Consider the following 24,981-nt stretch of genomic DNA (forward strand, 5'->3'; position numbering starts at 1 on the left):
GGACAGCAAAAGTCCGCAAGTAGCACCATATGACTACCACCGGACAGCTCAGCCGTCCGACTGTGGTTGGTTTGATTCGAGGCGAACGCACGGACAGCTCGCACGAAGAGAGGCACTCCATGGGTCGGCAAGCCACACCACTCGGACGTCCGCGCGACCCCGAACTGGACGAGAAGCTCATGACGGCGGCGTTACTCGAATACGCCGAACTGGGCTGGGGCGCCTTCACCATGCAGGGCGTGGCCCGACGCGCGGGCGTCGGAAAGTCCGCCCTCTATCTGCGCTGGGCGAACAAAGAACAGCTCCTACTCGACAGCATCGAATCGGTAGCGCTGACTCTACGGGTCAATATGGACACCGGCTCGCTGACCGGCGATCTGACCGTGCTCGCGACCGCACTGCTGGAACATTTCCTGGACCCCATCGGCTGGGCGACCCTGCGGATCACGATCGATGTCACCGCCGAGTTCACCGATCTGCAACCCTTCCAGCAGCGCATCGTGAACTCGTTGCGCGCCTTCGCCGACGGAGCCTTCACCCGCGCCGTCGAGCGCGGCGAGATGGCCGCGGACATCGCCCACGAACCGCTGATCGAATCCCTGTTCGGCGCGGTACTGATGCACACACTCTCGCGCACCCAGGAGGGTCGCGCCCACGCCCGCGCCCACCCCGCCGAGCACGTCGGACCGCTCGTCGATGTCATCGCTCGTTCGGTGCGACCACCGAAATAGTAATTGCACATAGATAACTTCGTTGGTTACCTTAGGTTCACATGCACCGCATGTTCCATACCCCGTACACGGGGGCCTCCTGCGCGGCGAACCCGTGTCGAACCGACGGAGGACCCCCATGCCCGGACTCGAAGGCAAAGTCGCCCTGATCACCGGAGCCGCACGCGGACAGGGCCGCTCACACGCGGTGCGCCTGGCGAGCGAAGGCGCCGACATCATCGCCCTCGATATCTGCGCTGATATCGACACGATGGACTACCCCAACGCCACCCCCGAGGACCTGAAGGAAACGGCCGCCCAAGTCGAGGCGCTCGGCCGCCGCATCGTCGCGATCGAGACCGATGTCCGCGACGCCGCCGCGACCCGCACCGCGGTCGACCGCGGTCACGAAACCTTCGGGCGGATCGACATCGTGCTGTCCAATGCCGGCATCGTCCGGCTCAGCGATGGGCCCGACGATTACGCGCAGGCGTGGCAGGACGTGGTGTCGACAAATCTGAGCGGCGGCTTCCACGTGGTTGATGCCGCTGTGCCGCATATCGTTTCCGGCGGACGAGGCGGTTCGATCGTCTTCACCGGATCGACGGCGGGCGTGCGCCCCACCGCGAGCCTGAACACCGCCGCGCTGGCCTACACCGCGTCCAAATGGGGCCTGGTCGGCATCTGCAAGCAGTACGCCGCATCGCTGGCCGAACATTCGATTCGAGTCAACATCGTGCATCCGACCGGCGTGGCATCCGGCATGACGATGAACGAGGCCATGGCCCGGCTCGCCCAGGAGGCAGCGGCGGGCGGCGACAACTCCATCTCGCAGATGCAGAACGCGATGCCGATCGAGATCCTGCAGCCGAGCGATATCTCCGACGCCATCGCCTTCCTGGTCTCCGATCAGGCGAAGTGGATCACCGGCGTCTCCCTGCCGGTCGACGCGGGCTTCTCCGTCCGCTGAGTCCAGCTTCGGACGGCGGTCACAGCGGCCGCCGTCCACCGGAGGGGGTGCTCACATCCTCACGAATCCGGGTCCACCAGCCGGCATACCAATCTAGAACGCTATTCTGAAATATTATTCTGAAATTGGCATGACGCGGCCCTTTCCGGGGAGAGCCGAACGACGAGGAGACGACACGTGCGCGCGGTGCGGTGTGAGACCTACGGTGGGCCCGAATCCCTTACTGTCACAGACATTCCGGCCCCCGAGGCGGGTCCCGGACAGGTGGTCGTCCGAGTAGCGGCCGCCGCCGTCAATTACCCCGATGTACTGGTTGCCGCCGACCGGTACCAAATCAGTGTTCCGACACCATTCACCGTAGGAAGCGAGTTCGCGGGCACCGCACTGGCGGTGGGCTCGGGAGTACGAGCCGTCGCACCCGGGGATCCGGTCATGGGCGTGGCGTTCACCGGCGCCTTCGCCGAGCAGATCGCGGTACCCGAAGGTGCCCTGTCGCCGATTCCGGACGGGTTGAGCATGATTCATGCCGCGGCGTTCGGCGTCACGTATCGGACGGCGTATCACTCGCTGGTCACCATCGGCGAGATGCGGCCCGGTGACTGGGTGGTCGTCCTGGGCGCCGCGGGCGGAGTGGGCACCGCGTGTGTCGACATCGCGACCCGGCTCCGGGGCCGGGTGATCGCGGCAGCGTCGTCGCACAAGCGGGTCGAATTGTGCCGCCGCCTCGGCGCGGTCGCGGGTATCGCCTACGAGGACGAGAACCTGAAGGACCGCATCAAGGCGATCACCGGCGGTCGCGGCGCCGACGTGGTTATCGATCCCGTCGGCGGCGCCCACGCCGAACAGTCGATCCGCGCCACCGGCTGGGGCGGTCGTTACGTATGCGTCGGCTTCGCGAACGGCGAGATTCCGCGCATACCGATGAATCTCGTGCTGCTGAAGGGGGCGATCCTGCGCGGCTTCGAGATCAGAACCCTCGCCGAACACCGGCCCGACGCCGTATCCGAGGGCACGACGGCGATCGCACGCATGATCTCCGAGGGCATGCGGCCGCACGTCTCCGAGGTGTTCGCACTCGAGGATGCGCCGCGCGCGCTCACCCTGATGCGGGACCGCGGAGCCCGCGGGAAGATCGTCCTCGACCCCACGATACGGCCACGATGAGCGAGTACCGGCTTAGGTCGCGACAAGGTCGCGCACCTGCTCCCGGGCGACCAGTTCAGCGTGATCCATGCGGTCCTCCCGGCTCCCGGCGGTCGCATCGTGTCCCCTCCGTCGATGTCAATACAGACCACCGTCCACCCGGATCAGCGAGGCCGTGGTGTAGCTCGACGCGGGACTCGCCAAATACAATGCGGTGGTGACGATTTCGGCCGGATCACCGGGACGTCCGACAGCGCTGGGAGTGAACCGCCGCGCCTGTTCGGACCATGCCTTGGAGATATCGGTGAGGAACGGGCCCGCCGAGATGGTGTTGACCCGGACCTTCGGCGCGTACTCGCGCGCGAAGACCTGTGCCAGCGCGTTCAGTCCGGCCTTCGCGCCGGAGTACGGACCGAATCCCGGCTGCGGCATGAGGGCACCGGACGAGGACACGTTGATGATCGAGCCGCCCTCGCCCGCGGCCATCCGCTCCCCCACCAGCGCACACAACCGGAACGGGCCCTTGAAGTTGACGTCGACGATCTTGTCGAACAGCTCCTCGCTGGTCTGCGCGGACGACGGGGCCAGCGGCGACATCCCGGCATTGTTGACCAGCACGTCGACCTTTCCGAACTCCGCGTAGGCGGCCTCGACCAGGGCATCGATCCGATCCCACTTGCCGACGTGGCAGCTCACCGCAAGCGCTCGGCGTCCCAGTGCCGCAACCTCTTTCGCCACCGCCTCGCACGCCTCGGCCTTGCGGCTGGTGATCACGACATCGGCGCCGGCCGCGGCGAAAGCCAGCACCATCTGTCTGCCCAGTCCTCGGCTGCCCCCGGTGACGAGCGCGACCTTACCCGCGAGTGAAACAGATCCGTCATGCGAGTCCGTGCTCCTTCAGAATGTCGGCGTACCGCGCGCGAGCGGCCTCGCGTCGCGTCGGAATGTGTTCGGAGGGAAACAGTCCCGCGGCCGGCCTGTAGCCTTTGAGCACCTGTTTGGCCACAGTCGCCTTGTGCACCTCGGTGGGACCGTCGGCCAACGCCAGCGAGGGCACGCTGGTCCACCACTCGTAGAGCGGCAGTTCGGCGGTAACACCGAGGGAGCCGTGGATCTGCACCGCACGGCTGATGATGTCGGCGAAGATCTTCGCCATCGCCACCTTGCACATCGCGATATCGGTGCGAGCCGTACCGTGCGGCTCGTTGTCGATGATCCATGCGGTCTGCAGCACCAGCAGCCGGAACTGCGCCAGCTCGATCCACGAATCCGCGATGAACTGCTGGACCATCTGCTTGTCCGCCAGCAGTTCTCCCTGAGTGCGCCGCGACAGCACCCGTTCGGCCATCATGTCGAAGGCACGTCGACATTTGCCGACCGTGCGCATCGCGTGGTGGACCCGGCCGCCGCCGAGCCGGGCCTGGGCCACCTCGAATCCCTGGCCGGCGCCGCCGAGGATCGCATCGGCGGGCACCCGCACATCGTTGTAGCGGATGTAGCCGTGCGTGCCCTCGTCGAGTTCCTCCCGGTCCGGCATCACCACCACATTGCGGATGATCTCGATGCCGGGCGTTTCGGCGGGCACCACGAACATCGACATCCGGCGATAGGGCGAGGCGTCCGGGTCGGTGACGGCCATGACGATGAAGAAGGCCGCGTAGCGCGCATTGGAGGAGAACCACTTCTCTCCGCTGATGACCCACTCGTCGCCGTCGCGGCGTGCGGCACAGACGAACTCCTTCGGATCGGCGCCCGCCTGCGGCTCGGTCATGGAGAAGCAGGAGACGATATCGCCGTCGAGCAGCGGCTGCAGATACCGCGACTTCTGCTCCGCGGTCCCGAACATGGCCAGGATTTCCGCGTTCCCCGTGTCCGGAGCCGCAGTACCGAATACCGTCGGCGCCCACATCGACCGGCCCAGGATCTCGTTCATCAGTGCGAGTTTCACTTGCCCGTAGCCCTGTCCGCCGAGATCGGGACCGAGGTGGCAGGCCCACAAACCCTGCTCGCGCACCTGGTCCTGCAACGGTTTCAGGATCGCCCGGGCCGCGGCGTTCTCGGTGTTGTAGGGCTGGCCGATGTGCGGGAAGAGCAGGTCCAGGGGCTCGCACTCCTCACGCACGAATGTGTCCATCCAGTCCAGCTTGGCCTGGAAGTCGGGCTCGGTCCGGAAATCCCACATGTACTCGGATCCTTTGTGTCAGAGGGGAAGTGGCGTGCGTCGTGGTGGGCCGATGGCGGCCGGGCCGGTCGCGTCAGCGCCCGAGCAGAGCCATCGCCTCCTCGACCAGGCCCGGCAGTGCGGGCTCCATCCGCAGGAACGCCGCGGGCATGGCATCGGCTTTGCGGGCGCGCTTGATCAACAGCGCGGTGGCGGCGGCCTCCTTGTAGCGAGTCAGCGCGTCGAACCAGGCGAGGTCGGATACCGAGCGCCCCAGCGCCCCCTCGTACTCCCGGACCACCTCGGCGGTGGTCGGCGTCCCGCACGGCTCGAGACTCGGGGCGGCAGGGTGGCGTGCCTCGTCGGTGAAGAAGGTCAGCCAGCTCAGGTCCACCCGCGGATCGCCGACCGACCAGATCTCCCAATCGATGATGGCGGTGACCCGGTCGTCCGCACACAGGGTGTTGCCGAGCCGGTAGTCGCCGTGGTTGATCACGGGCTCGGCCTGCTCCGGCACGGACTCGTGCAAGGCCAGCGCGCAAGCTCGGTAGTTGCCCCGCAAATCCTCCGGCACCGTCTCGAAAGCGCGTGTCCACCGGTCGATTTCGGCATCGAGGGTAACGGCGGGCTCGTCCGCGAGGCCGACCTGCTCCGGCCGCACGCGATGCAGATGACCGAGCATGCGGGCGGCATCGAGGTATCTGGCTCTGATCCGGGGTTTCGCGGCGGCCTCCCGCACATCCTCGAGCAGCGGCTCCACGCACTCGCCGGCAATCAGATCCATGGCCACGAACGGCGGCGTCCGCGGCGGCAGGCCATCGTCGTCGAACAGCACAGAGGGCACCCGGACGCCGGGGGCCCGCGCCAACGCGGCCATCACCCGCCCCTGCCGCAGTACATCCCTGTTGCGCACCGGCATCAGTCCGGGCGGGGCGACCTTGAGCACCACCGAACCGGTCGATCCCGGCGCGGTCAGCTCCGCGACGAAAGTCAGGCTCGAGGTACCGCCGGTCAACGGCCGGACGGCCGATACCGTCGCGCCGGTGATGGCGCGGGCCGCCGCATCGGTGGCGCGGATCGCGAGCTCGTCGGCCAATGTCGCCTCGTCGAGCCGAGTGGCCGCATCGGACTGTCGCACTGAACTGTTCCCTTCGGAGCGGGATCACCGGCGGGTCCAGCCGGCACGCAAAATCGAATTTGTATTCTCAGAATATGATTCTGCTTTTTAGCCGCTATGTCAAGCCCGGAAACGTCGCAACGCGGGCCCGGAGAGCCGGACCCGCGTTGTGGCACAACATAATCGAAGGAATCAGAACACCGCCATGCTCACCCCTGGGCCGGGCGGAACACCGGCAACTGCCAGCCGTCCGCAATCGGCGAGAAGGTCACCTCCAGCTCCATACCGATCTGGACCTCACTCGGATCCACGTCGACGATATTGGTCACCAACCGGGCATCACCGGCCCCCTCGAGCGAGACCACCGCACCGACCAGGGTGATGTCGGGAATTCCGGGAAACCCGTGGATGACGGCGTAACTGTAGACGCTGCCGCGGCCCGAGAGTCGCTTCCAGTTCTTCTCGGTGGACTGACATTCCGGACAGAACGGGGTGGGCGGCATCCGGAAGTGGCCGCACGAACCACATTGCAGGGCAACGAGTTTGCCCTCCTTGGCGTACTGCCAGAACGGTTCGGTGTCGCTGTTGGTGGTGATATGGACCGCGTCGGCGGGCAATGTGGTAGCTCTGACGTCGCTCACGCCGCACTCCCCAGAATCAGGCCGGAGACCGGCAGGGACGCGGGACCGCCTGTGGCGAGCGCGAATTCGGCGTCTTTCACCTGGTTGATCGCAGTGCCGCGCATCTGCTCGACCGCCTCCTTGATGTGGGTCATCCCGATGATGTAGGCCTCCGACAACTGGCCGCCGTGGGTATTGACCGGTATCGAGCCACCCTTGTACCGGATGGCGCCGCTCTCGACGAACTCCCCGCCCTCACCCTTACCGCAGAATCCGTAGTCCTCGAGCTGCATGAGCACCATCGGGGTGAAGTGGTCGTACAGCAGTGCGACGTCGATATCCTTGGCCGTCAAACCGGATTGTTCCCACAGCCGTTTGGCGATCGGCGCATTGCCCGAGGATGCGAAGTACTCGTCCGGCATGCCGTACCAGGCGAAGGCGCGACCCCATTCGCGGCGCCCGCCGTGCGCGACCGCGACGACCGGCACCGGCTGCTGCCGCAGATCCTTCGCTCGCTCGACGCTGGTCGTGATCACCGCGACGGCGCCCTCGGTCTCGAGGCAGAAGTCGTAGAGGCACAACGGATCCGCGATCATCCGGCCGTTGAAGTACTCCTCCTTGGTGAGCGGCTTCTTCTGAATCGCCTTGGGCCGATTCAGGGCGTTCTCCCGCGTCGAGATCGCGATCTCGGCGAACGCGTCGCGCCGGGTCCCGTACAGGTGCATGTGGCGCCGCGCCAGCACCGACATCAGGTGGCCCGGACCGGACAGTCCGGAGGGCTGCAGGAAAGAGTTGATCGGATCCGCGGCGGCGGCCGCGAACACCGAGCCCAGCCGCTGCCGCTGCTGCTGCAGCGTCATCACCGTGACCACGGTGGTGGCGTCACCGGCCACGATCGCCGCGCGGGCCAGCCCGATGGAACCGGCCGCGCCGCCGCCGCCGGAGGTCAGCGAGGCGGTGAAGGTGACCTCCGGGATCCCGAGGGTTTCCATGAAATCGGCGGTGTCCATCTTGTCGCCGTAGCCGGCGCCCGCGCCCGAGTAGTAGGCGAACCCGTCGATCTCCTTGACCGAGATGCCCGCATCCTCACAGGCCGCCAGGATCGCCTTGCCCGCCAACTCCAGATTGGTCTGCGGCGCAGATCCGCCGCGTTTGTAGTACGGGGTCGCCCCCACCCCGACGATCGCGACATCTCTCAAACCGTTCGACACATCAACACTCCATTCTGGTTGCCGCCGGCCACCGAACCCGGGGCGCGGAACCGCTGGTGGGGCCTCGGCATCATCCACCGCCGAAGGCACGAGCTCACCTATATCACATAGTAATCTATCAATCTCGAGCTTGATAGAGAGCGGGACACAAACGCGGAGTTCCGCACTCGAGAAATTGAACCTTGTGAACTATGTTAGCTGGCGCTACCGTGAGATGTGGCTCACATGCGATCGGCGCAGTGTCCGGTCTCACATCCCCTCCCGCGCGGTCGATCGCACTCTCATCCATGATCCGGAGGATCGCCAGTGACTGTCGACTCGACCCGCCACGACACCCCCGCCGGCCCTCTCGACCACCTCACGGTGATCGACCTCTCGACCACCCTGCCCGGGGCACAGGCCACCATGTTCCTGGCCGACGCCGGCGCCGAAGTGATCTTCGTCGAACCCCCATCCGGGAGTCGGCTACGCGCGCTACCCGGCTGGCCCGCACTCGGACGCGGCAAGAAGAGCATCACCCTCGATCTGCACGACGACGCCGACGCCGCGACACTGCGCGGACTACTGCGCACCGCCGACGTACTCGTCACCACCATGCGTCCCGCGGCCGCCACCCGGCTCGGTGTCGACCCGGCCACCGTGGGCGCACTCAATCCGCGGCTGGTCAGCGCCGCCATCACCGGATGGGGTTCGACCGGGCCGTTCAAGGATCTCAAGGGCTACGAGGCCCTGGTGATGGCGAAGCTCGGCATCATGTACGGCAAACGCCAGACCACGACCCGGCCGGGCCCGTCGTTCGTACCGAGTCCGTTCGCCTCCTGGGGTGCGGCTCAGACTGCGATACACGGCATCCTGGCCGCACTGCTCGAACGCGAGGACAGCGGGGCCGGACAGCATGTCGAGGCCGACCTGGTCCGCGGCATCGCCACGATGGACACCTGGCAGTGGTTCTCCGAGCTGGTGGTCAATCGGTGGCCCGACGCGTTCGTCCCGGTATCGGCCTTCGACGACGAGGGCAACCCCAATGGACATCTGATCTATCCGCTGCTGGTCACGCCCACCAAAGACGGCCATTTCATTCAGTTCGCGCAGACCGAGCCGCGCCTGTTCCTGGCACTGATGAAGGAACTCGACCTCACCTGGATGTTCACCGACCCGAAGTGGGCCGGTCTGCCGCAACTCGAGGACGTCGCGCTGCGCATCGAACTGTGGGAGATCATGCTGGAGCGGGCATCGGCGCGCACCCTCGCCGAGTGGCAGCAGGTCTTCGACACGAACCCGGACCTCAGCGCGGAGGTCTTCCGCACCCCGGCCGAAGCGCTGCATCACCCGCAGCTGGCGCACGACGGACGGGTCGTGACCATCACCGATCCCGATCTCGGCGAGGTGACCCAGCCCTCCACCCTCGTCCACGTGAACGGCGCCGCACTGGCACCGCCGCGGCTCGCGCCCCGCCTCGGCGCCGACACCGATGAAACGGTGCGCCGGGTGGCCGAATCCTCTTCCGTACCAACACCTTCCGGCGCTGCTCGCGCCGACCTCCCACTGGCGGGCATCACCATCCTCGAGCTCGGCTCCATGTTCGCGGGTCCCTATGCTGCCACCCTCCTGGCCGATCTGGGCGCCCGCGTGCTCAAAGTGGAGCCGTTGGGCGGTGACACCATTCGCGGTCTGGTCCCGTTCCCGGAGGCGGGCGGCGCGAAAGTGATGCAGGGCAAGGAATCCATCGCCCTCGATATGCACTCACCGGAGGGCCTGGCGATCGTGCACCGGCTCGCCCAGCAGGCCGACGTGGTGTTGCAGACCTACCGTGCGGGAGCCGCCGAGCGAGCCGGAGTCGACGCTGCGACCCTGACCGCGCTCAATCCCAGGCTCGTCTATCTGTGCGCACCGGGCTACGGGATCGACGGACCGTACGGCGGCAAGCCCGCCTACGCTCCGTCGATCGGCGCGGCAACCGGCCTCGGCCTGACCGACGTGCCAGATGTGGTCGCGCGAGCCGACAACCTCGACGAGGTCAAGGCCGCGGTGATCCGGCTCTATGCCGCGGCCGCCAACCTCTCGGTGCAGGCGGACGGGGTCGCGGCACTCGGCGCGGCATCGGCGATGCTGCTCGGATTGCTCGCCCGCCGCCTGGGCCGGCCACTGGGCACCTTGACCACCACCATGATCGCCACCGGAACACACGCGCTGGTGGACCGCAACGTCGACTACCCGGGTCGCGGCGAAGCATTGCGCCCCGACCCTGACATGTACGGCTACAGCGCCCTCTACCGCCTCTACCGGGCCGCGGACGGCTGGATCTTCCTGGCCGCGCCGCTCGAACACGAATGGGCGGACCTCATCGCCGCGATGGAGCCGCACCTACGACTGGCCGACGACCCCCGCTTCGCCACCGCGATCGCCCGCATCGACAACGACGACGCGCTCGCCGAGGCGCTGGCGAGAGTGTTCGCGACACGCGCGAAAGCGTTGTGGGAGAAGGAACTCGGCGCGGCAGACGTCGGTTGCGTGGCGGTCGCCGAGCAGGTCGCCGAGAAGACACTGCAGGAGGACGAATTCTTCGAGGCCGGCTACGGCGTGCTGGCCGTGCACCCGACCTTCGATGTCCACCGCCGCCTCAGCCCCGCCACCACGTTCTCGCGGTCCCGCACCAAAGCCGACGGCGGTTGCCTGACGGGCGAGCACACAGACGCGCTGCTCACCGAGATCGGTTACGACACAGCGAAAATCGCCGACCTGCACGCCCGCGGGATTGTTGCCTGACCCCCTCATCTGCCCGCTCGCACCCGCGGCGGGGAATCCGGCGACCCTCGACCTCAGCATGTCGAGCAGGCCGCCAAATCATTCGCCCGTTTGGTGCGCAACCCATGTTTGCACACCCATGGAAAGTGAGAAAAAGTGCGCTATTCCACCTGGGCGGCGGCCGCCCTCGTGTCCTTGGCCGCCACCGCTTCCGTCGCCGCGGCCGGCCCCGCCCTCGCGCGAGCGGATCAGCCGATCTCGGCCGCACCCGCGCAGGCCGGTGCGGCAGCCCCCGTCGCCGAGCCCGACCGACATCCGGCGTCGTCGGATATTGCGGGCCAAGCGAATACGGCCGCGGAACCGGCGCAGTCCGCGCCGGGCGACCTCATGTCGGATATCAACCAATCCGTGGCCGCGGCTGTCCGTTCGGAATCGCCACCGGCGGAACACTGTTGTCGCTAGCCAGTGCGGGAACGATGACCATTCCGGCGGTTGCGGCAACCTGTGTAGTCGGCGCGGTGGCCGTCGGCGGATTGGGCGCCGGCCTCGGTGGCGCCGCGGTGGCCATTCCGGTCGGCATCGCGGCCGGGACACAGAAGTTCAATCAGCTCCAGGCCCAGCGGGCACAGGGCGCGGCGACCCCGCCGGGCCATCGAACCGGCAGCTGAAGCACCCGCGATGTTCCGGCACGGTCCGACGCCGGGCAGCCGGAACATCGCCATAACACAGTCCGGTGCGCTGTGCTGCGATACCTATTAAACCTAGTACGATAGATTCTCACGATCAGGAAACTCCCTCGTTCCTGTCACGGCAGCCCCCGCCGGGCAACCGGTCAGCGACACGAGGTTCGTACCAGATGGTTAACTTGGTTAACGAATACGATCTACGGGAGGAATTACGTGGCTGACAGGGCCTCAGCACCGATCTTCGATTCGCGCAGTACGGCGGCACGCCCGATCCGGACGCCGAAGACAGCCCAGCTCGTCGCACGCAACCTCCGGCGCATGATCATCGACGGCGAACTGAAGGACGGCGACCATCTCCCACACGAGGCCGAGTTGATGGAACACTACTCCGTCAGCCGCCCGACGCTGCGCGAGGCGGTCCGTGTCCTGGAATCCGAGCGCCTGGTCGAGGTGCGGCGCGGATCCCGCTCCGGCGCACGCGTGTGCGTTCCCGGGCCCGAGATCGTGGCGCGACCGGCGTCACTGCTGCTCGAACTGTCCGGCGCGACGGTCGCCGACGTATTCGTCGCTCGCGAGGCCATCGAACCCGACGCAGCCCGGATTCTCGCGACCGACGGCACCGAGGAAGATTTCGACGAACTCGAGCGCATCGTCGACGAAGAAATCCCCGCGGCCTTCGCCTCCGACAACCTGGCCGCCGGCACGTCCGCCTTCCACCTGCGGATCGTGCAGTTGTCCGGCAACGCGACGCTGGCCATCATCGCCGGCATGCTGCACGAGATCACCGAGCGCCACACCGGCGCGGTACTGCTCGAGACCCGCGCGGACAAGGAACGCTATGAAGCCTCCTACAAGCTCGAGATCCGATCCTGCCGGCGGCTGATCAAACTGCTGCGCGCCCGCGACGCGGACGGAGCCTTCGCGCACTGGCAGAAACACATGGTCAACGCTCGCATGTCGCTGCTCGAGGGCCGCGAAAACGTCCAGGTGCGCGACATTCTCGACTGACGCGCGCGGGTATCTTCGCCGTGAAGTCCGAAACTGTTGCGCTGCAACAATGTTCGGCCCGGCGTGGATGTGGGCGATCCTTCTACGCACATGGAACGAACTCGCCGGGGTGGACGGAACACACCTCGGCGAGTTCGTTCGGGATCCGGTCGGTGACGAACCGGATTCGGGTAGTGAAGTTTTCAGTCGGAGCTACGCGCCGCGGCGCGTAGCTCGCCGTGCCGGGCGAGCATCTGCGCGGCGACCACCTCGAGTTGCTTCGGCGGCGTCGGCAGGGCGACCAGGCCGCCCTCGCGGCTCGGCACCGCGATGGTGGCGGTCGCCGGGCAGGTGACCTCGCCACGCTGGCTGGTGCCGCGGAACTCCACATCGACCAGATAGCGGCCGCCGTCGACCCGCTTGCCGACGACCTCACCGGTGATGGTGTGAGTGTCGCCCTGGTAGTTGAACTTTCGCATCTGGCTCGACATGCTCACCAACCACGCGTCGTCGCCCATCCAGTCGGTGAGATAGTGCGAGAGCCAGCAGTCGCGCATCATGCCGTAGTCGTAGGCGGCGGGCAGGCCGATGGACCGGGCATAATCACTGTCCCAGTGAATACGCTGAGCGACATCGGGAATGCCCTGTTCGTTCGGGATGTAGAACGGTGCGATGCGCTGCCGGTTCAGGTAGGTCAGGCGGCCTGTCGAGGGCGTGTAGGGCGCGAACCCGTAACCGCCGGAATGGAACACGACCATATCGGTGGTGGTGAGCGGCCCCTTGGCCATGGTGCCGAGGGATTCACCGACCGAAACATCCTCGTAGTACCGGGTATTCGCACCCCGGCGCTGTTCGGCCGCGTAGATCTCGTCGATCTTCGCGATGTCCTCGGGGGTGTAGGAGGCCGGTTCGATCCCCTGATACTTGTTGCGCTTCTTCGACTCGTGGCGCTCGGTGTGGATGGTGATGACCTTCTGCACCTGCACGATCTCGGCGCGCTGGTTCATCTGCACATGCGAGCGGGTGACGATCAGCGACCGGCCGGCGAACTCGGACTCCTTGAGCTCCACGTCGCTGAACCCCTGGAACGAGTACAGGGTGTCACCGTCGTATACCGGACGGTACCAGTCGGTGGTCGTTCCCGAGACGAAGACGTGGATGCCACGGAACGACGGACGGCGCTGCTCTTTCGGTATCGGATCCGCGCGCAGCTCCCGGGTGAGGGCGATGTTGATCATCGGCGGCGCGATCTGGCCGCCCCATCGGGTGCCGGGGCCGTACTCCTCGTCGACGAACAGCGGATTGTCGTCTCCGTAGCTGCGCGCGAAATTGCGCATGACATCGGGCGTGGCGCGGGTGAACTGCTCGCGCTGGGTCACCGCGTGGTAGATGCCGACCAGGTCGTGTGCGCGTTGAATGTCCTCGTCGCGGAAGGTGTACACCTTCGGTGCGTCCGTCTGCTTTTCTTCCGCCGTCGTCATCCGTACTACCTCCATGGTCGTGAGCTGATGCGGGCCCGCGCTGCGATTCGGCGGCCGAGCCCCGTACCCGAGGGGCGCATTTCTCACCTTACATAGAAAGTAAACTAAGTAAAAGAGGTTGACGACAACCGTTAAAGCAGATCGTTATCTAAGTTAGCGATGTAGACTGCGGCGGTGACCACTATCGACGTCAACTCGTCCCAGGAGTTCCCTCCGGGACTTTCGGTGCGGGCACCGAAGACGGCGGAACTTGTGGCCATGCGACTGCGAAGCAGCATCGTGCACGGCGAACTCCTCGCGGGGGACGTGCTTCCCACCGAGGCCCGGTTGATGGAGGAGTTCGGCGTGTCCCGCCCGACACTGCGCGAAGCCATCCGCATCCTCGAAGCCGAGGCGCTCATCAGCAGCAGACGCGGTACTCGCGGTGGCGCGCAGGTCACCGGGCCCGACATAGGGGTCGCCGCGCGCTATGTCGGATTGATTCTGCAGCTGCAGGGCACCACCCTCGCCGATGTGTACGAGGCCAGGATGATCTCCGAACCCGCGTGCGCCGGTCTGCTGGCCGAGCGCCACAGCGAGCAGGACCTGCGCGATCTGCGGGCCTGCGTCGAGGCGTTGTCCCGGCTCGGCGACCGCGGCCTGGACTCACCCGCGGCCATGTCCGAATGGTCGGAGCTCACCTCGCGATTTCATCGGTTGATCACCGAGCGCGCCGGCAACAGGACCCTCGCGGTGCAGGCCGGTGTCGTTCGCGACATCATCGACACCCACCACGCGCATGCGTTAGCGAAGGGGACGCGAACCGCCGCGCCCGGCAAGGACTTTCAGCTCAATCTGCGTTCGCTGGAGAAGCTCGTAGCTCTGATCGCGGCGGGCGACCGCGAAGGCGCCCAGCGCCACTGGACCGAGCACATGCGCGCGGCGGGCGAGGGACTTTTCCGGGACGGCTCCGGCGAGACCACCATCGTCGACCTGTTCGCCTGAGACCGCACGGCACGAACCGAAAGGCTGGGCCCCCTACCGGATTCGGAAGGCAGCCCAGTCTCCGTTCGGGGCGCCGATCAGACCGCGACGTCGTCGGCGACGATCCGATCCAGCACGTGCCGGCGGACCAGCTTCCCGGTCTCGGTGCGGGGCAGCTCGTCCCAGTAGACGATCCGCTCCGGCGTTTTGCTGCCGCGCAGGACATTTCGCACGTGAGCACGCAGCTCCTCGGGATCCAGGACCATGCCCGGGCGCACCACGACGGCCGCCTCGATGCGCTGGCCCCATTCCTCGTCCGGCACACCGACGACCGCAGTGTCGAGTACCGCCGGATGCCGCAGGATGACGTCCTCGATCTCCGCCGGCGCGATATTCTCGGCGCCGCGAATGATCGTGTCGTCCATCCGCCCGCCGATGTAGAGGTAGCCGTCCTCGTCGACGAATCCCTGGTCGCGGGTGTTGAAGAAGCCCCGGTCGTCGACCGCGCGTCCGATGCCCGCGTACTCGGCGGAGACCTGCTCACCGCGCACACAGATGGTGCCGGTAACGCCGGGGCCCACAGCCGCGTCGTTCGCGTCGCGGATCTCGAGATCGACGCCCGGCACAACCCGGCCGACCGACCCCAGCCGTGCCCGCACGGCCGGCTCGGAGCTGGCGAGCGCGGCCCGGTGGTCCTCCGGGCCGAGCACCGCGACGGTGGAACTGGTCTCGGTGAGTCCGTAGGCGTTGACGAATCCGACCTCCGGCCACATCCGCAGCGCCTTCTCGATGACGGAGGTGGGCATCGGTGCCCCGCCGTAGGCGAGGCTGCGCAGCGAGGGCAGCGCCTTGTCCCCGTCTGCGTCGACGATGCGGGCGAGCATCGTCGGGACGACCAGCGCGTTGGAGATGTCCTCCTCGCGCGCGAGCTGCAGCCACTGGGCAGGGGTGAACCGTTCCAGCACCAGGGTGCGCCGGCCCGAGTACAGGCTGGTGATCGCATTCGCCACAGCCGCGATGTGATACGGCGGCACACTGATCAGCGCGGCATCGGTCGGCTCGGCCGAAGCGAATTCGACCGACCCGAATACATAAGAGGTCAGATTATCGTGCCGCAACAACACCCCTTTGGGCGCCGAGGTGGTGCCACTGGTGTAGATGACGACGGCCGGGGCCTCGGTCTCCTCGGCATCCGGCACGGCAGCGACCGGCTCGGACGCCCTGGCCAGCCACTGCGCCGGGGTGAGAACGGTCAGCCCGGCCCGCTCCAGGATCGGAACCTGCGCTTCGTCGGCGATCCCGATCGCGCGCGGATGATTCGCCAGCAGGGATTCGAGCTGCTCGGCTCCGAGCCGGTAGTTCACCGGCACCAGCGGAACCCCCGCCCGCGCCGCGGCGAACATGGCGACCGGGAACGCGGGACCGTTCACTGCGAGGTAGACCACTGAATCCGCGCCGGATTCGCGAATGGCGGCCGCGCCCGCCGCGGACATCTCACCGAGCCGCGCGGCGGTGATGCCGCCCTCGCGACGACCGATCACCACACGGTCGGAGAAACCGTCGATCGCCATGTCCAGCAGCATCGTCAAATTCATTCGAAACTCCAAAGATCGTGATCGAGCCGGCGGTCAGTCCGAGGACGGCAGCGGCTTGGCCTGCTTGACCTCGAGCGGGCGGCCCGCGACCGCCAGCGACCCGTCGCCGGCCTTGGTGCACAGCACCTCGAGCCCGGCCTCGTCATCTACGTAGCGCTTGCCGAGCAGTGTGCCACCGCGGTGCGCGTCATCGATGCCGCTGCCGTCGCCGAGACCCGCCTTGCCCACCACCATGTCCGCGCCACCACAGGTGAGCGCGACATCGCCCGCGGGCGCGCGCACGACGATGAGCGCGGTCGAGTCGGTGGTGCTCGCCAACGACTGGCCTACCTTCAGAATCACGGTGCCTCCATCTGTGCCTAGTGCGGACCGGGGTGCATCGCCGGTAGATGGTCCCAATACTGGACCCATCCGTGGCCCCTGTCACATAGTTAAGATAGTACTATAAGTTATCGAAGCAAGACCCCATCCACACCTTTCGTGGAACCCACCCGCCGAGCGCCCGGACTCGAGGCTCGGCGGATCAGCGGACAGGAAGCGCATATGGAGATCAACGGTAAGAACGCGGTCGTCGTCGGCGGCGCCTCCGGTATGGGCAAGGCCAGCGCGCAGGCCCTCGCGGCCACCGGCGCGAAGGTGGCCATCCTCGACCGGGAATCGAGCGACGGCAAGGCCATCGCCCAGGACATCGGCGGCATCTTCGAACCCATCGACATCACCGATTTCGATGGAGCCGAAGCGGCCCTCGCGGCCGCCGTCGCCGAACTGGGCGGCCTGCACATCGCGGTCAACACCGCGGGCGGCGGCACCGCCAAGAAGACCCTCGGCCGCAGCGGTCCGCACGATCTCGAGACCTTCCGCCAGGTCGTCGATCTGAATCTGATCGCCACGTTCAATCTGAACCGGCTCCAGGCGTTCCACATGAGCAAGAACGAGCCCGAGGATTCGGAGCGCGGGGTCATCGTCAACACCTCGTCGATCGCGGCGTTCGAGGGGCAGATCGGCCAGGTCGCCTACACCGCATCCAAGGCCGGTATCGCCGGAATGGCCTTGGTCATGGCGCGTGACCTCGGCCCCCAGGGCATCCGGGTACTGGCCATCGCGCCGAGCCTGTTCGCCACCGGCGCCACCGCCGCGTTCACCGACGAGCAGGTCGCGCCGCTGGTGGCCGATGCCGCGTTCCCGAAGCGCATGGGGCGGCCGGAGGAGTACGCGAAACTCGCGCTCGCCATCGTCGACAACCAGATGCTGAACGGTCAATGCTTGCGCTTGGACGCCGGCCAGCGGTTCGCACCGCGCTGACCCGTCCACCACCAGCTAGGAGATTTCCATGCCGTTGGCATTGACCGACGACCACCTCGCCATCGCCGAGGCGGTCCGGTCCTTTCTGACCGAACAGCAGGCACACGCACTCGCGCGCCGATTCCTCGACGATCCTGAGACTGACGCCACCGAACTGTGGAAGCCGTTGGCCGGCCTCGGGTGGCTCGGGCTGCATCTGCCGACCGAATTCGGCGGCGACGCCTACGGCCTGCCCGAATTGGCGATCGTCGCCGAGGAACTCGGCGCCGTGGTGGCGCCGGTGCCGTTCGTCCCGACGGTCGTCGTCTCGTCGCTGCTCGCCGAATCCGGCACCGAGGCCGCGAAGAAGGCGTTGTTGCCGGGGTTCGCTGACGGTTCCGAGGTGGCGGGGCTCGGCCTGCACGGCGACGTGAGCGCCGACGGTTCCGGGGCGTTGAGCGGCGGCGCCGGTCACGTGGTCGGCGCGGGTGCGGCGACGCTGCTCGCGGTGCGCGTCGGAGGCGACATCGCACTGATTCGGTCGGATGCCGACGGTGTCGATGCACAGCTCGTCGACGCGCTCGATTCCAGCCTGCAGATCCGCCGTGTCGCCTTGCGTGGCGTCACTCCGGCGGCAGTCCTGTCCGGCACGGCGGCGACTGCCGCCCGGACCGCCCGCATTCTCGGTGCCGCCGAAGCGGCCGGCGGGGCGCGGGCCACACTCGAGCAGGCGCTGGCCTACGCGAAGGTGCGCGAGCAGTTCGGCCGTGCTATCGGCTCTTTCCAGGCGATCAAACATCACCTCGCCGATATGCTCGCCGGTTCCGAACTCGCGGTGGCCACGGCCTGGGATGCCGCACGGGCCGGCGCGCACGGCGAGCAGGGCGTGCTGACCGCGAATGTCGCGGGTGCGATCGCCTATGACGAATACGTGCGCAACGCGGAGAAGAGCCTGCAGATCCACGGCGGAATCGGCTTCACCTGGGAGCACGACTGCCACCTGTATCTGCGTCGCGCCCAGAGTATTCGAGCACTGTTCGGTGCGGTGGACGTCGCCTTGGACGCCGTCTATACCGATGCCGTAGCGGGAGTGCGGCGCGAGTACGCCGTCGATCTGCCGCCGGAGGCCGACGAGTTCCGCAGCGCGGCAGCCGCGTTCGTCACCGAAATGAACACCGCGCCGGAGTCCGAGCGACGCCGGATGCTGGTCGACTCCGGTTATCTGATGCCGCACTGGCGCAAGCCTTTCGGCCGTGAGGCCGGCCCGATCGAACAGCTCGTCATCGACGAGGAGTTCGCGGAGGTGGACATGCCGAATCTGGGCATCGGCGCCTGGGTGACGCTGACCCTGAGTCAGCACGGCACGCCCGAGCAGATCGAGCGGTGGATCCGGGCTAGCTTGCTCGGCGAATTGGTGTGGTGCCAGTTGTTCTCCGAACCCGGTGCGGGTTCGGACGCCGCCGCGGTGAGCACCCGGGGCGTGCGGGTCGACGGCGGCTGGCGGGTTACCGGGCAGAAGGTGTGGACCTCGAACGCGCAGAACTGCAATCGCGGTCTGGCCACCATCCGGACCGACCGGAACGCACCCAAGCACAAGGGAATCACGGCCGTGGTGATCGACCTCGGGGCGCCCGGTGTGCAGGTCCGCCCGCTGCGGGAGATCACCGGGGACGCGGTGTTCAACGAGGTGTTCTTCGATGATGTCTTCGTGCCCGACTCCGACGTCGTCGGCGAGGTGAACAACGGCTGGACCGTGGCGCGGGCGACCCTCGGCAACGAGCGCGTCTCCATCGGCGGCATGTCGCACGGCCGGACCCCCTTCGATCTGATCGACCTGGTCCACATCGCCGGCGACGAGCTCGCCGCCAAGCGCGAGGTGGCGGGCCTGCTCGCCATGGAGCAGGCTTTGCAGGTGCTGAATCTGCGGCATGTCGCCCGTGCTGTCACGGGCGCGGCACCGGGTCCGGAGGGCAGCGTGACCAAGATGCTGTCGGCCGAGCATTTACAGCACACCGCCGAGGCGGGCATGCGGCTCGCGGGTGAGGCCGCGGTGGTCGGGCAGCTTCCCGAGGTGAGTCGCGACTATCTGTTCGGGCGGGCGCACACCATCGCGGGTGGTACCTCCGAGATCAATCGCAACGTGATCGCCGAGCGGCTGCTGGGACTGCCCCGGGAACAGATCGCCCGCTGATCCCTGCTGCGATAAACCAGGGCCCTCGCGTCATTCGATGCGGGGGCCTCGGTCGCGAATGCCGGCCTTTGCCGCGGGCGCCACCACCGATTCACAACAAGTATCACCTAGTTATATACTTCACGGATGTCCACCACTTTGGAGACCGGTGTAGTCGACCCCACCGACGGCCGGCGCCCACCACTCGGGCGCATCCTCGAACTCGAGGAAGTCGACACCGACCTCTACCTCGGCCGCTCCTACAATGACGCCGCTCTGCGCATCTACGGCGGCCAGGCCGTCGCACAGGCTCTCATCGCCGCGGGCCGGACGGTGCCGGCGCAGCGCCGCGCCCATTCACTGCACGGCCATTTCATCCACCCCGGCAATCCGCAGGCACCGGTGCTCTACCACGTCGAAAGAGTCCGCGACGGTGGAAGTTTCACGACTCGATCGGTGCGAGCCACCCAGGGCGGGACGACCATTTTTGTGCTGACCGCCTCGTTCCAGCGACCCGAACAGGGGTTCTCACACCAGGCCCTGGAGACCACCGCACCGGCGCCCGAGGAGCTGCCGGCGTTCGAGGACTCGATCGACCCGGCCGAGGCCATCTGGTTGCCACAGTTGCGAGCGAACGTCGCGGTCGACTTCCGATTCCCGGAGGAGTATCCGCGAATCGCCAACGCGCGGGGCGAATCCCGGCCGCCACGCCAGCGCGCCTGGGTCCGCACCGGCGCGCGACTCGCCGACGACCCGCTGATCCAGGCGGCGGGCTTCGCCTACACCTCGGATCTGTTCCTGCTGTCGTCGGCCCTCCCGCCGCATGCCGTCACCATCGACGAGCCCGGCATGCAACTCGCCAGCCTCGACCATTCCGTCTGGTTCCATCAGGACTTCCGCGCCGACGAATGGCACCTCTACGAGCAGGAAGGAATCTGGACCGGAGGTGCCCGCGGACTCGCCCGCGGCCACCTCTACGACCGCGACGGCGTCCTGGTCGCCAGCACGATGCAAGAAGGACTGCTGCGACTGCGAAAATAGCCCGCGGGCAGCAGATACCCGAGATTCTCAGCCGCGCTGCGCGTTCCGATACTGCGCACGCCCCCGGTCGATCACGGCATCGCGGCGTTCGGCCACCGCGGACGGATCGAACTTCGCCATCCAGGCCCGCGATGTCGCATCCTCGACGGCCAGCGCAGGATCGAGGAGATGGGCTTCAGCGCGCCGGTACGACTCGAGCAGGGTCCGGACGCCGTTCTGGTCGTTGCCGACCACCGAGACCGCCACTTCCATTGCGGTCGGCAGCAACTGGTCGTGCGCGACCACCTCGGTCACCAGGCCAACGCGCAGTGCCGTGGCGGCATCGACGAAGTCGCCCGACAGGATCATCCGGCGAGCGAAGCCGCGCCCGACCGCGGCGGGCAGCCGGGAGGTCAGACCCCAGCCGGGCAACACTCCGACACGGGCGTGCGTGTCGGCGAACCGGGCGCGCTCGGAGGCGATGAGGAAGTCGCAAGCCAGCGCCAACTCCAGACCTCCGGTGATGGCCGCCCCGTTGATCGCCCCGATCACCGGCTTCGACAGCGGACGCCAGGGATGACCGACGGGGATCTCCGCCGCGGCGATCCGGGCGGCATTGTCCCCGGTCGCACCCAGCTCGCGCAGATCCAGGCCCGCGCAGAACGCCGGATCGGCGCCGGTCAGGATGACCACGTCCACGCGATCGTCGCCGTCCGCCGCGGCGAGTTCGCGTCGCAATGCCTCGATCAGAGGACTGGTCAACGCGTTTCGCGCGGCCGGGCGATGCAGCGTAAGGATGCGAACCCCGCCACGCTGTTCGGTGAGCAGCACCGGCCCCTTCGACACTTCAGCGCTGGTCATGTGCACTCCTCATCGAGTTCGCGGCCGGATTCCCGCCACCATCCTACGCGACTTGTTAATCTAGGTTATCTATCTATCTGAGGAGCGGCCGTGTCTCCCGTGGCGCGCACGCTCCGGCGAGGAGAATCAATGGGCGTCACGATCGACAGGTCCGCACACGCCGCCATCGTCACGTTGCGCTGGCCCGAACGGCGAAACGCCCTCGGACCGCAGGAAGCCGAGCAGGTCGCGGAGGCGATCGCCGAGGCGGCCGGCTCGGGCGCCGCGGCGCTAATCCTGACCGGCGAGAAGGCGTTCTGCGCAGGCGGCGACCTGCCATCCATTCTGGCGGCGATCGACGGCGCGGACCCCGCTGAAGTCGAAGCAATCGTGTACGACCGCTTCCAGACACTTGCCCGGGCGCTGCGCGGATGCCGCATCCCCACCGTGGCCGCGGTGAACGGCGCCGCCATCGGACTCGGCCTCGACCTTGCCCTGTGGTGCGATCGGCGATTCGTGGCTCCATCGGCGCGGTTGGGGCAGGGCTGGGCCCGGATGGGATTGGTCCCCGGCACCGGCGGGGCCGCGCTGCTCGAGCGGTTGGCACCCGGCTTGCTGTGGAAGTTACTGGGCAGCGGCGGCGAGCTCACCGTCGACGACATCGCCGCTCACGGTATCGCGGAGGTCGTCGCCGATCCTGTCGCGGCCGCGGTCGAGTTCGCGGCAGCGCTCTCGCGCGTGGGTTCGCAGGCCCTGGCGGGGTATGTGGCTCTCACCCGAACCGGACTGCCGGACGACGCGTACCTGCACGAGTGCGCCCGGCTCCAATCGCACCGACTCACCTCGGCCGATTTCGCCCGCCGGGTGGAGCGGTCCGGGCTGACCGCCAAGAAGGTGTGACACTACCGCAACCGCGGAGCTGCCGGGCGATGGCGGCGTTCGCCGAACGATGACCTCCGGCCCGGAAAGGGTTGAGCGCCATAGCGAATGGGGCGAGAACTTTCCGGGGCTGGCGTTCCGGTACCGGGATACGGCCGCGCATCCGACAGTGATAACTTACTAGGTACACCTCGTGCTCGGGGCGAGAGTTCGTCTCGACGGCATTGTGCAGTGAGCCGGCGCGCGAACGATTCGAAGGAGGGCCGCCGTGGTTGTCGAGATACCGTTCGGCCTCGTCGCAAGGGGTCCGGCCGAGGCCACTCCCCCACGCCGTCCCGGTTCGGTGCGGCGCACATCGAGCATCGACATGCATTGGCCCGCGGGCCCGGGAACCCAGCTCCGGCTGATCGGGCGCGCACGAGATCTGTTGACCCCCAGCGACCGCGGCGACCCGCTCGTACTGCGCGAGGACAGCATGCGCGTGGGCGTCAACGCCGCGACCCGCACGATCGAGGAGATCGAGGCGACCCCGGCCCGCGCGAACCTGACACAGTTGATCGGCGCGCGAGGTGGCGGGAATTCGCGCGCGGTCCTGGCCGAGGCGATGGCCGACGAGGCCGCGGCCGGGACTCCGCTGTACCTGCTGCTCGACGATATCGCGGGCGCGTCGCTCATCGCCGGCTTCGCCTATTCCCGATGGATCGACCGCGACCTGCTCATCCGGGAGATCAGCGCCGGGCCGGTCCGCAATATGACCGGAATCTGCACGGGATTCCAGCCCGGTTCCGGCGCGCTGATGCCCGACGGCTCCTCCAAATGGAACCATCAGGTCCAGCCCGTGCGACCACTGCCCCGCCCGGAAGATCCGGTGGGTTGGCATGCGCTGGAAGAGTTTACGGAGATGGCTATGCGGCGGGCGCGCCGCATCGATGTACATGCTGGGGACGTAATTACCATCGATTCGATGTTCCAGGACAGTTCGACGGTGCCGTCCGGCGGCCGCGTCGCGGTACACGAGTACCGGCTCACCGCCACCGCGGATCCGACCACCGGGCAGTTGCTTACGATCGACGCCGACCCCCGCGTACTGCCCTACGACGAGTGCCCCCTCGCCTCACGAAATGTCGGAAAGATAATCGGCACACCACTTTCCGAGTTGCGTACCGTCGTGCTCGAGAAGCTGCCCGGAACCGAGGGCTGCACTCATCTCAACGACGCGATGCGTGCGCTCGCCGAAGTTCCCACTCTGGTGCACGCGCTGCGCGAGGCCGACGAACATCACTGAACCGGACCACTACGGCCTCCGAACCGGCTGCGGCTCAACCGATTCCGATGCCATCCAGGCAGAACCGCACCAGGTGCTCACGGTCCGCCGCTGTCGGCACGGTACCGCTGTCGTGGTAACGGGAGGTCATGCCGAGAACCAACGTCTGCACGAACAGCGCGGCGCGTTCGTGATCGGCGACTCCACCGTCTGCGAGGACGGTGTCGAGAAGGTGCAGCATCCGTGCGAAGCCGACAGGTTCGATCTCACTCTCGGCCCGGGCGACCTGCCCGACGTTCCACAGAATCACCGCGCTGAGTTGCGATAGACGAGAATCCTCGATCTGCGCGAGCACGCCCTCGATCCAGGCGCGGATCCGATCGTGCGCGCCGGAGCACTTGGACACCTGATGCTCCAGGTAGCTGTGCAGTGTCAGCAGTCCCTGCTCATAGGTCGCCACGATCACATCGTCGCGACTACGGAAGTGGCGGTAGAAGGCCTGATTCGTCACGCCGGCCTCGCGGACGATTTCAGCGACCGTGGGCATCTCGGTCCGCCCCTTACGCCGCATGACCTCCTGCGCCGACCGGATCAGCGTCTTCACTTCCTCGTCGTAGCGAACCTGCCTGGCCGGATTCGCGACCCGACGGAGGTGGCGACCTCCCGACACCACCGATTCAGCGGTCTCACCACTGCCACCGGTCACTTACGGGGACCCCCTGATCTCAGAACCGCATTTCGAAATGGCATCTCACGTTAGCACCCCATCGCGGCTGCCCGACCATCGGACACTCGCTACCACGATCCGCCTTCGACGACTACCCACTCCCCGCCACAGCAGCGTCGACGGCACGGCATTCCGCTTCCCGAGAAGGAGGATTCGGCCTGGTCGGCGCGGTACGCTCGGCGACGGGCTCATTGAGGAGGCGATATGGCGCGGACGGCGGCGGGTAGCGGTGCGGGAAGGCCGCGTAGCCCCCGCGGCCGGGGTGAGGAATTGCGCACCGAGATCCTGGCGGCGGTCAATCGGCTGCTGGCCGAATGGGGCGGAGTCGACAAATTGACGATGCGCGCGGTAGCGAACGAAGTGGGCACCACCGCCGGAAGTATCTATCTGCACTTCACCGCATCGAAGCCG

At 67.2% G+C, this 24,981-nt stretch carries 21 protein-coding genes and 2 pseudogenes; 13 read left to right on the forward strand and 10 right to left on the reverse strand.

The features are described from left to right. Positions 1-119 precede the first annotated feature (119 nt). The 3 genes from NN2_RS01330 to NN2_RS01340 all read left to right on the forward strand — a co-directional run bounded on the left by NN2_RS01330 (position 120) and on the right by NN2_RS01340 (position 2,844). A complete protein-coding gene (locus NN2_RS01330; protein ID WP_063009549.1) occupies positions 120-731 on the forward strand; it encodes a TetR/AcrR family transcriptional regulator in 612 nt (203 codons plus the stop codon). A gap of 118 nt (positions 732-849) precedes the next feature. Next, positions 850-1,680, forward strand: coding sequence for a mycofactocin-coupled SDR family oxidoreductase (locus NN2_RS01335; RefSeq protein ID WP_063009551.1), 831 nt, complete (start codon positions 850-852; stop codon positions 1,678-1,680). A gap of 264 nt (positions 1,681-1,944) precedes the next feature. Beyond that, positions 1,945-2,844 (forward strand): NADPH:quinone oxidoreductase family protein, encoded by a 900-nt coding sequence (locus tag NN2_RS01340; protein ID WP_439955839.1) that lies wholly within the window; start codon positions 1,945-1,947, stop codon positions 2,842-2,844. Positions 2,845-2,961: 117 nt separating this feature from the next. Here the strand turns inward: NN2_RS01340 and NN2_RS01345 are convergent. The 5 genes and pseudogenes from NN2_RS01345 to NN2_RS01365 all read right to left on the reverse strand — a co-directional run. Beyond that, a pseudogene (locus NN2_RS01345) lies at positions 2,962-3,690 on the reverse strand (SDR family NAD(P)-dependent oxidoreductase); the annotation flags it as partial. 10 nt (positions 3,691-3,700) lie between these two features. Further along, positions 3,701-5,005 carry an acyl-CoA dehydrogenase family protein gene (locus NN2_RS01350; protein WP_063009557.1) on the reverse strand — a complete coding sequence of 435 codons (1,305 nt, stop codon included), beginning with the start codon at positions 5,003-5,005 and terminating at the stop codon, positions 3,701-3,703. 73 nt (positions 5,006-5,078) lie between these two features. Continuing rightward, positions 5,079-6,122: a phosphotransferase family protein gene (locus NN2_RS01355; RefSeq protein ID WP_063009560.1), complete on the reverse strand. Its 1,044-nt coding sequence runs from the start codon at positions 6,120-6,122 to the stop codon at positions 5,079-5,081. Positions 6,123-6,310: 188 nt separating this feature from the next. Beyond that, a complete protein-coding gene (locus NN2_RS01360; RefSeq protein ID WP_063009561.1) occupies positions 6,311-6,742 on the reverse strand; it encodes a Zn-ribbon domain-containing OB-fold protein in 432 nt (143 codons plus the stop codon). Next, positions 6,739-7,932 carry a thiolase C-terminal domain-containing protein gene (locus NN2_RS01365; protein ID WP_063009563.1) on the reverse strand — a complete coding sequence of 398 codons (1,194 nt, stop codon included), beginning with the start codon at positions 7,930-7,932 and terminating at the stop codon, positions 6,739-6,741. Before NN2_RS01365 ends, NN2_RS01360 begins: the two co-directional genes overlap by 4 nt. 306 nt (positions 7,933-8,238) lie before the next feature. On the opposite strand from NN2_RS01365, the gene NN2_RS01370 reads away from it, so the two are divergent. The 3 genes from NN2_RS01370 (at position 8,239) to NN2_RS01385 (ending at position 12,371) form a co-directional block, all read left to right on the forward strand. Then, positions 8,239-10,698, forward strand: a complete 2,460-nt coding sequence (locus tag NN2_RS01370; protein WP_063009565.1) for a CaiB/BaiF CoA transferase family protein — start codon at positions 8,239-8,241, stop codon at positions 10,696-10,698. Between the two features lie 455 nt (positions 10,699-11,153). Continuing rightward, positions 11,154-11,345: a hypothetical protein gene (locus tag NN2_RS01380; protein WP_063009569.1), complete on the forward strand. Its 192-nt coding sequence runs from the start codon at positions 11,154-11,156 to the stop codon at positions 11,343-11,345. A gap of 231 nt (positions 11,346-11,576) precedes the next feature. Then, positions 11,577-12,371, forward strand: a complete 795-nt coding sequence (locus NN2_RS01385; protein ID WP_063009571.1) for a FadR/GntR family transcriptional regulator — start codon at positions 11,577-11,579, stop codon at positions 12,369-12,371. A gap of 182 nt (positions 12,372-12,553) precedes the next feature. On the opposite strand, the gene NN2_RS01390 is transcribed toward NN2_RS01385, so the two are convergent. Further along, positions 12,554-13,831 carry an FAS1-like dehydratase domain-containing protein gene (locus NN2_RS01390; RefSeq protein WP_063009861.1) on the reverse strand — a complete coding sequence of 426 codons (1,278 nt, stop codon included), beginning with the start codon at positions 13,829-13,831 and terminating at the stop codon, positions 12,554-12,556. Positions 13,832-14,005: 174 nt separating this feature from the next. On the opposite strand from NN2_RS01390, the gene NN2_RS01395 reads away from it, so the two are divergent. Continuing rightward, positions 14,006-14,815: a FadR/GntR family transcriptional regulator gene (locus NN2_RS01395; protein ID WP_063009573.1), complete on the forward strand. Its 810-nt coding sequence runs from the start codon at positions 14,006-14,008 to the stop codon at positions 14,813-14,815. Positions 14,816-14,892: 77 nt separating this feature from the next. Here NN2_RS01395 and NN2_RS01400 read toward each other — a convergent pair whose 3' ends face one another. Next, positions 14,893-16,389: a class I adenylate-forming enzyme family protein gene (locus tag NN2_RS01400; RefSeq protein WP_063009575.1), complete on the reverse strand. Its 1,497-nt coding sequence runs from the start codon at positions 16,387-16,389 to the stop codon at positions 14,893-14,895. A gap of 33 nt (positions 16,390-16,422) precedes the next feature. After that, positions 16,423-16,731, reverse strand: a complete 309-nt coding sequence (locus NN2_RS01405; protein ID WP_063009577.1) for a hypothetical protein — start codon at positions 16,729-16,731, stop codon at positions 16,423-16,425. Between the two features lie 201 nt (positions 16,732-16,932). Between NN2_RS01405 and NN2_RS01410 the strand changes: the two genes are divergently transcribed. The 3 genes from NN2_RS01410 to NN2_RS01420 all read left to right on the forward strand — a co-directional run bounded on the left by NN2_RS01410 (position 16,933) and on the right by NN2_RS01420 (position 20,881). Beyond that, positions 16,933-17,691: an SDR family NAD(P)-dependent oxidoreductase gene (locus NN2_RS01410; RefSeq protein WP_063009863.1), complete on the forward strand. Its 759-nt coding sequence runs from the start codon at positions 16,933-16,935 to the stop codon at positions 17,689-17,691. A gap of 28 nt (positions 17,692-17,719) precedes the next feature. Further along, complete coding sequence (locus NN2_RS01415) at positions 17,720-19,861, forward strand: acyl-CoA dehydrogenase family protein (protein ID WP_063009580.1); 2,142 nt, start codon at positions 17,720-17,722, stop codon at positions 19,859-19,861. Between the two features lie 126 nt (positions 19,862-19,987). Continuing rightward, on the forward strand, positions 19,988-20,881 hold the full coding sequence (locus NN2_RS01420) for an acyl-CoA thioesterase (RefSeq protein ID WP_063009582.1): 894 nt from the start codon (positions 19,988-19,990) through the stop codon (positions 20,879-20,881). Between the two features lie 27 nt (positions 20,882-20,908). Here NN2_RS01420 and NN2_RS01425 read toward each other — a convergent pair whose 3' ends face one another. Beyond that, positions 20,909-21,721: an enoyl-CoA hydratase gene (locus tag NN2_RS01425; protein ID WP_063009584.1), complete on the reverse strand. Its 813-nt coding sequence runs from the start codon at positions 21,719-21,721 to the stop codon at positions 20,909-20,911. 129 nt (positions 21,722-21,850) lie between these two features. Between NN2_RS01425 and NN2_RS01430 the strand changes: the two genes are divergently transcribed. Together NN2_RS01430 and NN2_RS01435 are read left to right on the forward strand one after the other, a co-directional pair. Continuing rightward, positions 21,851-22,600, forward strand: coding sequence for an enoyl-CoA hydratase/isomerase family protein (locus tag NN2_RS01430; protein ID WP_063009586.1), 750 nt, complete (start codon positions 21,851-21,853; stop codon positions 22,598-22,600). 247 nt (positions 22,601-22,847) lie between these two features. Further along, positions 22,848-23,864, forward strand: a complete 1,017-nt coding sequence (locus NN2_RS01435) for a DUF2889 domain-containing protein (protein ID WP_063009588.1) — start codon at positions 22,848-22,850, stop codon at positions 23,862-23,864. Between the two features lie 34 nt (positions 23,865-23,898). On the opposite strand, the gene NN2_RS01440 is transcribed toward NN2_RS01435, so the two are convergent. Then, positions 23,899-24,447 (reverse strand): TetR/AcrR family transcriptional regulator, encoded by a 549-nt coding sequence (locus NN2_RS01440; protein ID WP_143860120.1) that lies wholly within the window; start codon positions 24,445-24,447, stop codon positions 23,899-23,901. A 327-nt stretch (positions 24,448-24,774) separates the two neighbouring features. On the opposite strand from NN2_RS01440, the pseudogene NN2_RS38890 reads away from it, so the two are divergent. Beyond that, positions 24,775-24,957 (forward strand): annotated as a pseudogene (locus NN2_RS38890) (hypothetical protein); the annotation flags it as partial. Positions 24,958-24,981: the final 24 nt, after the last annotated feature.

Source organism: Nocardia nova NBRC 15556 (genome assembly GCF_001613005.1).
GTDB lineage: Bacteria > Actinomycetota > Actinomycetes > Mycobacteriales > Mycobacteriaceae > Nocardia > Nocardia nova.

Bases quoted from the DNA above. Each gene is read 5' to 3' on its own strand.
- NN2_RS01350 (WP_063009557.1), bottom strand. From the start codon at position 5,005: ATGTGGGATTTCCGGACCGAGCCCGACTTCCAGGCCAAGCTGGACTGG.
- NN2_RS01410 (WP_063009863.1), top strand. From the start codon at position 16,933: ATGGAGATCAACGGTAAGAACGCGGTCGTCGTCGGCGGCGCCTCCGGT.
- NN2_RS01415 (WP_063009580.1), top strand. From the start codon at position 17,720: ATGCCGTTGGCATTGACCGACGACCACCTCGCCATCGCCGAGGCGGTC.
- NN2_RS01400 (WP_063009575.1), bottom strand. From the start codon at position 16,389: ATGAATTTGACGATGCTGCTGGACATGGCGATCGACGGTTTCTCCGAC.
- NN2_RS01425 (WP_063009584.1), bottom strand. From the start codon at position 21,721: ATGACCAGCGCTGAAGTGTCGAAGGGGCCGGTGCTGCTCACCGAACAG.
- NN2_RS01390 (WP_063009861.1), bottom strand. From the start codon at position 13,831: ATGACGACGGCGGAAGAAAAGCAGACGGACGCACCGAAGGTGTACACC.
- NN2_RS01420 (WP_063009582.1), top strand. From the start codon at position 19,988: ATGTCCACCACTTTGGAGACCGGTGTAGTCGACCCCACCGACGGCCGG.
- NN2_RS01380 (WP_063009569.1), top strand. From the start codon at position 11,154: ATGACCATTCCGGCGGTTGCGGCAACCTGTGTAGTCGGCGCGGTGGCC.
- NN2_RS01335 (WP_063009551.1), top strand. From the start codon at position 850: ATGCCCGGACTCGAAGGCAAAGTCGCCCTGATCACCGGAGCCGCACGC.
- NN2_RS01330 (WP_063009549.1), top strand. From the start codon at position 120: ATGGGTCGGCAAGCCACACCACTCGGACGTCCGCGCGACCCCGAACTG.
- NN2_RS01430 (WP_063009586.1), top strand. From the start codon at position 21,851: ATGGGCGTCACGATCGACAGGTCCGCACACGCCGCCATCGTCACGTTG.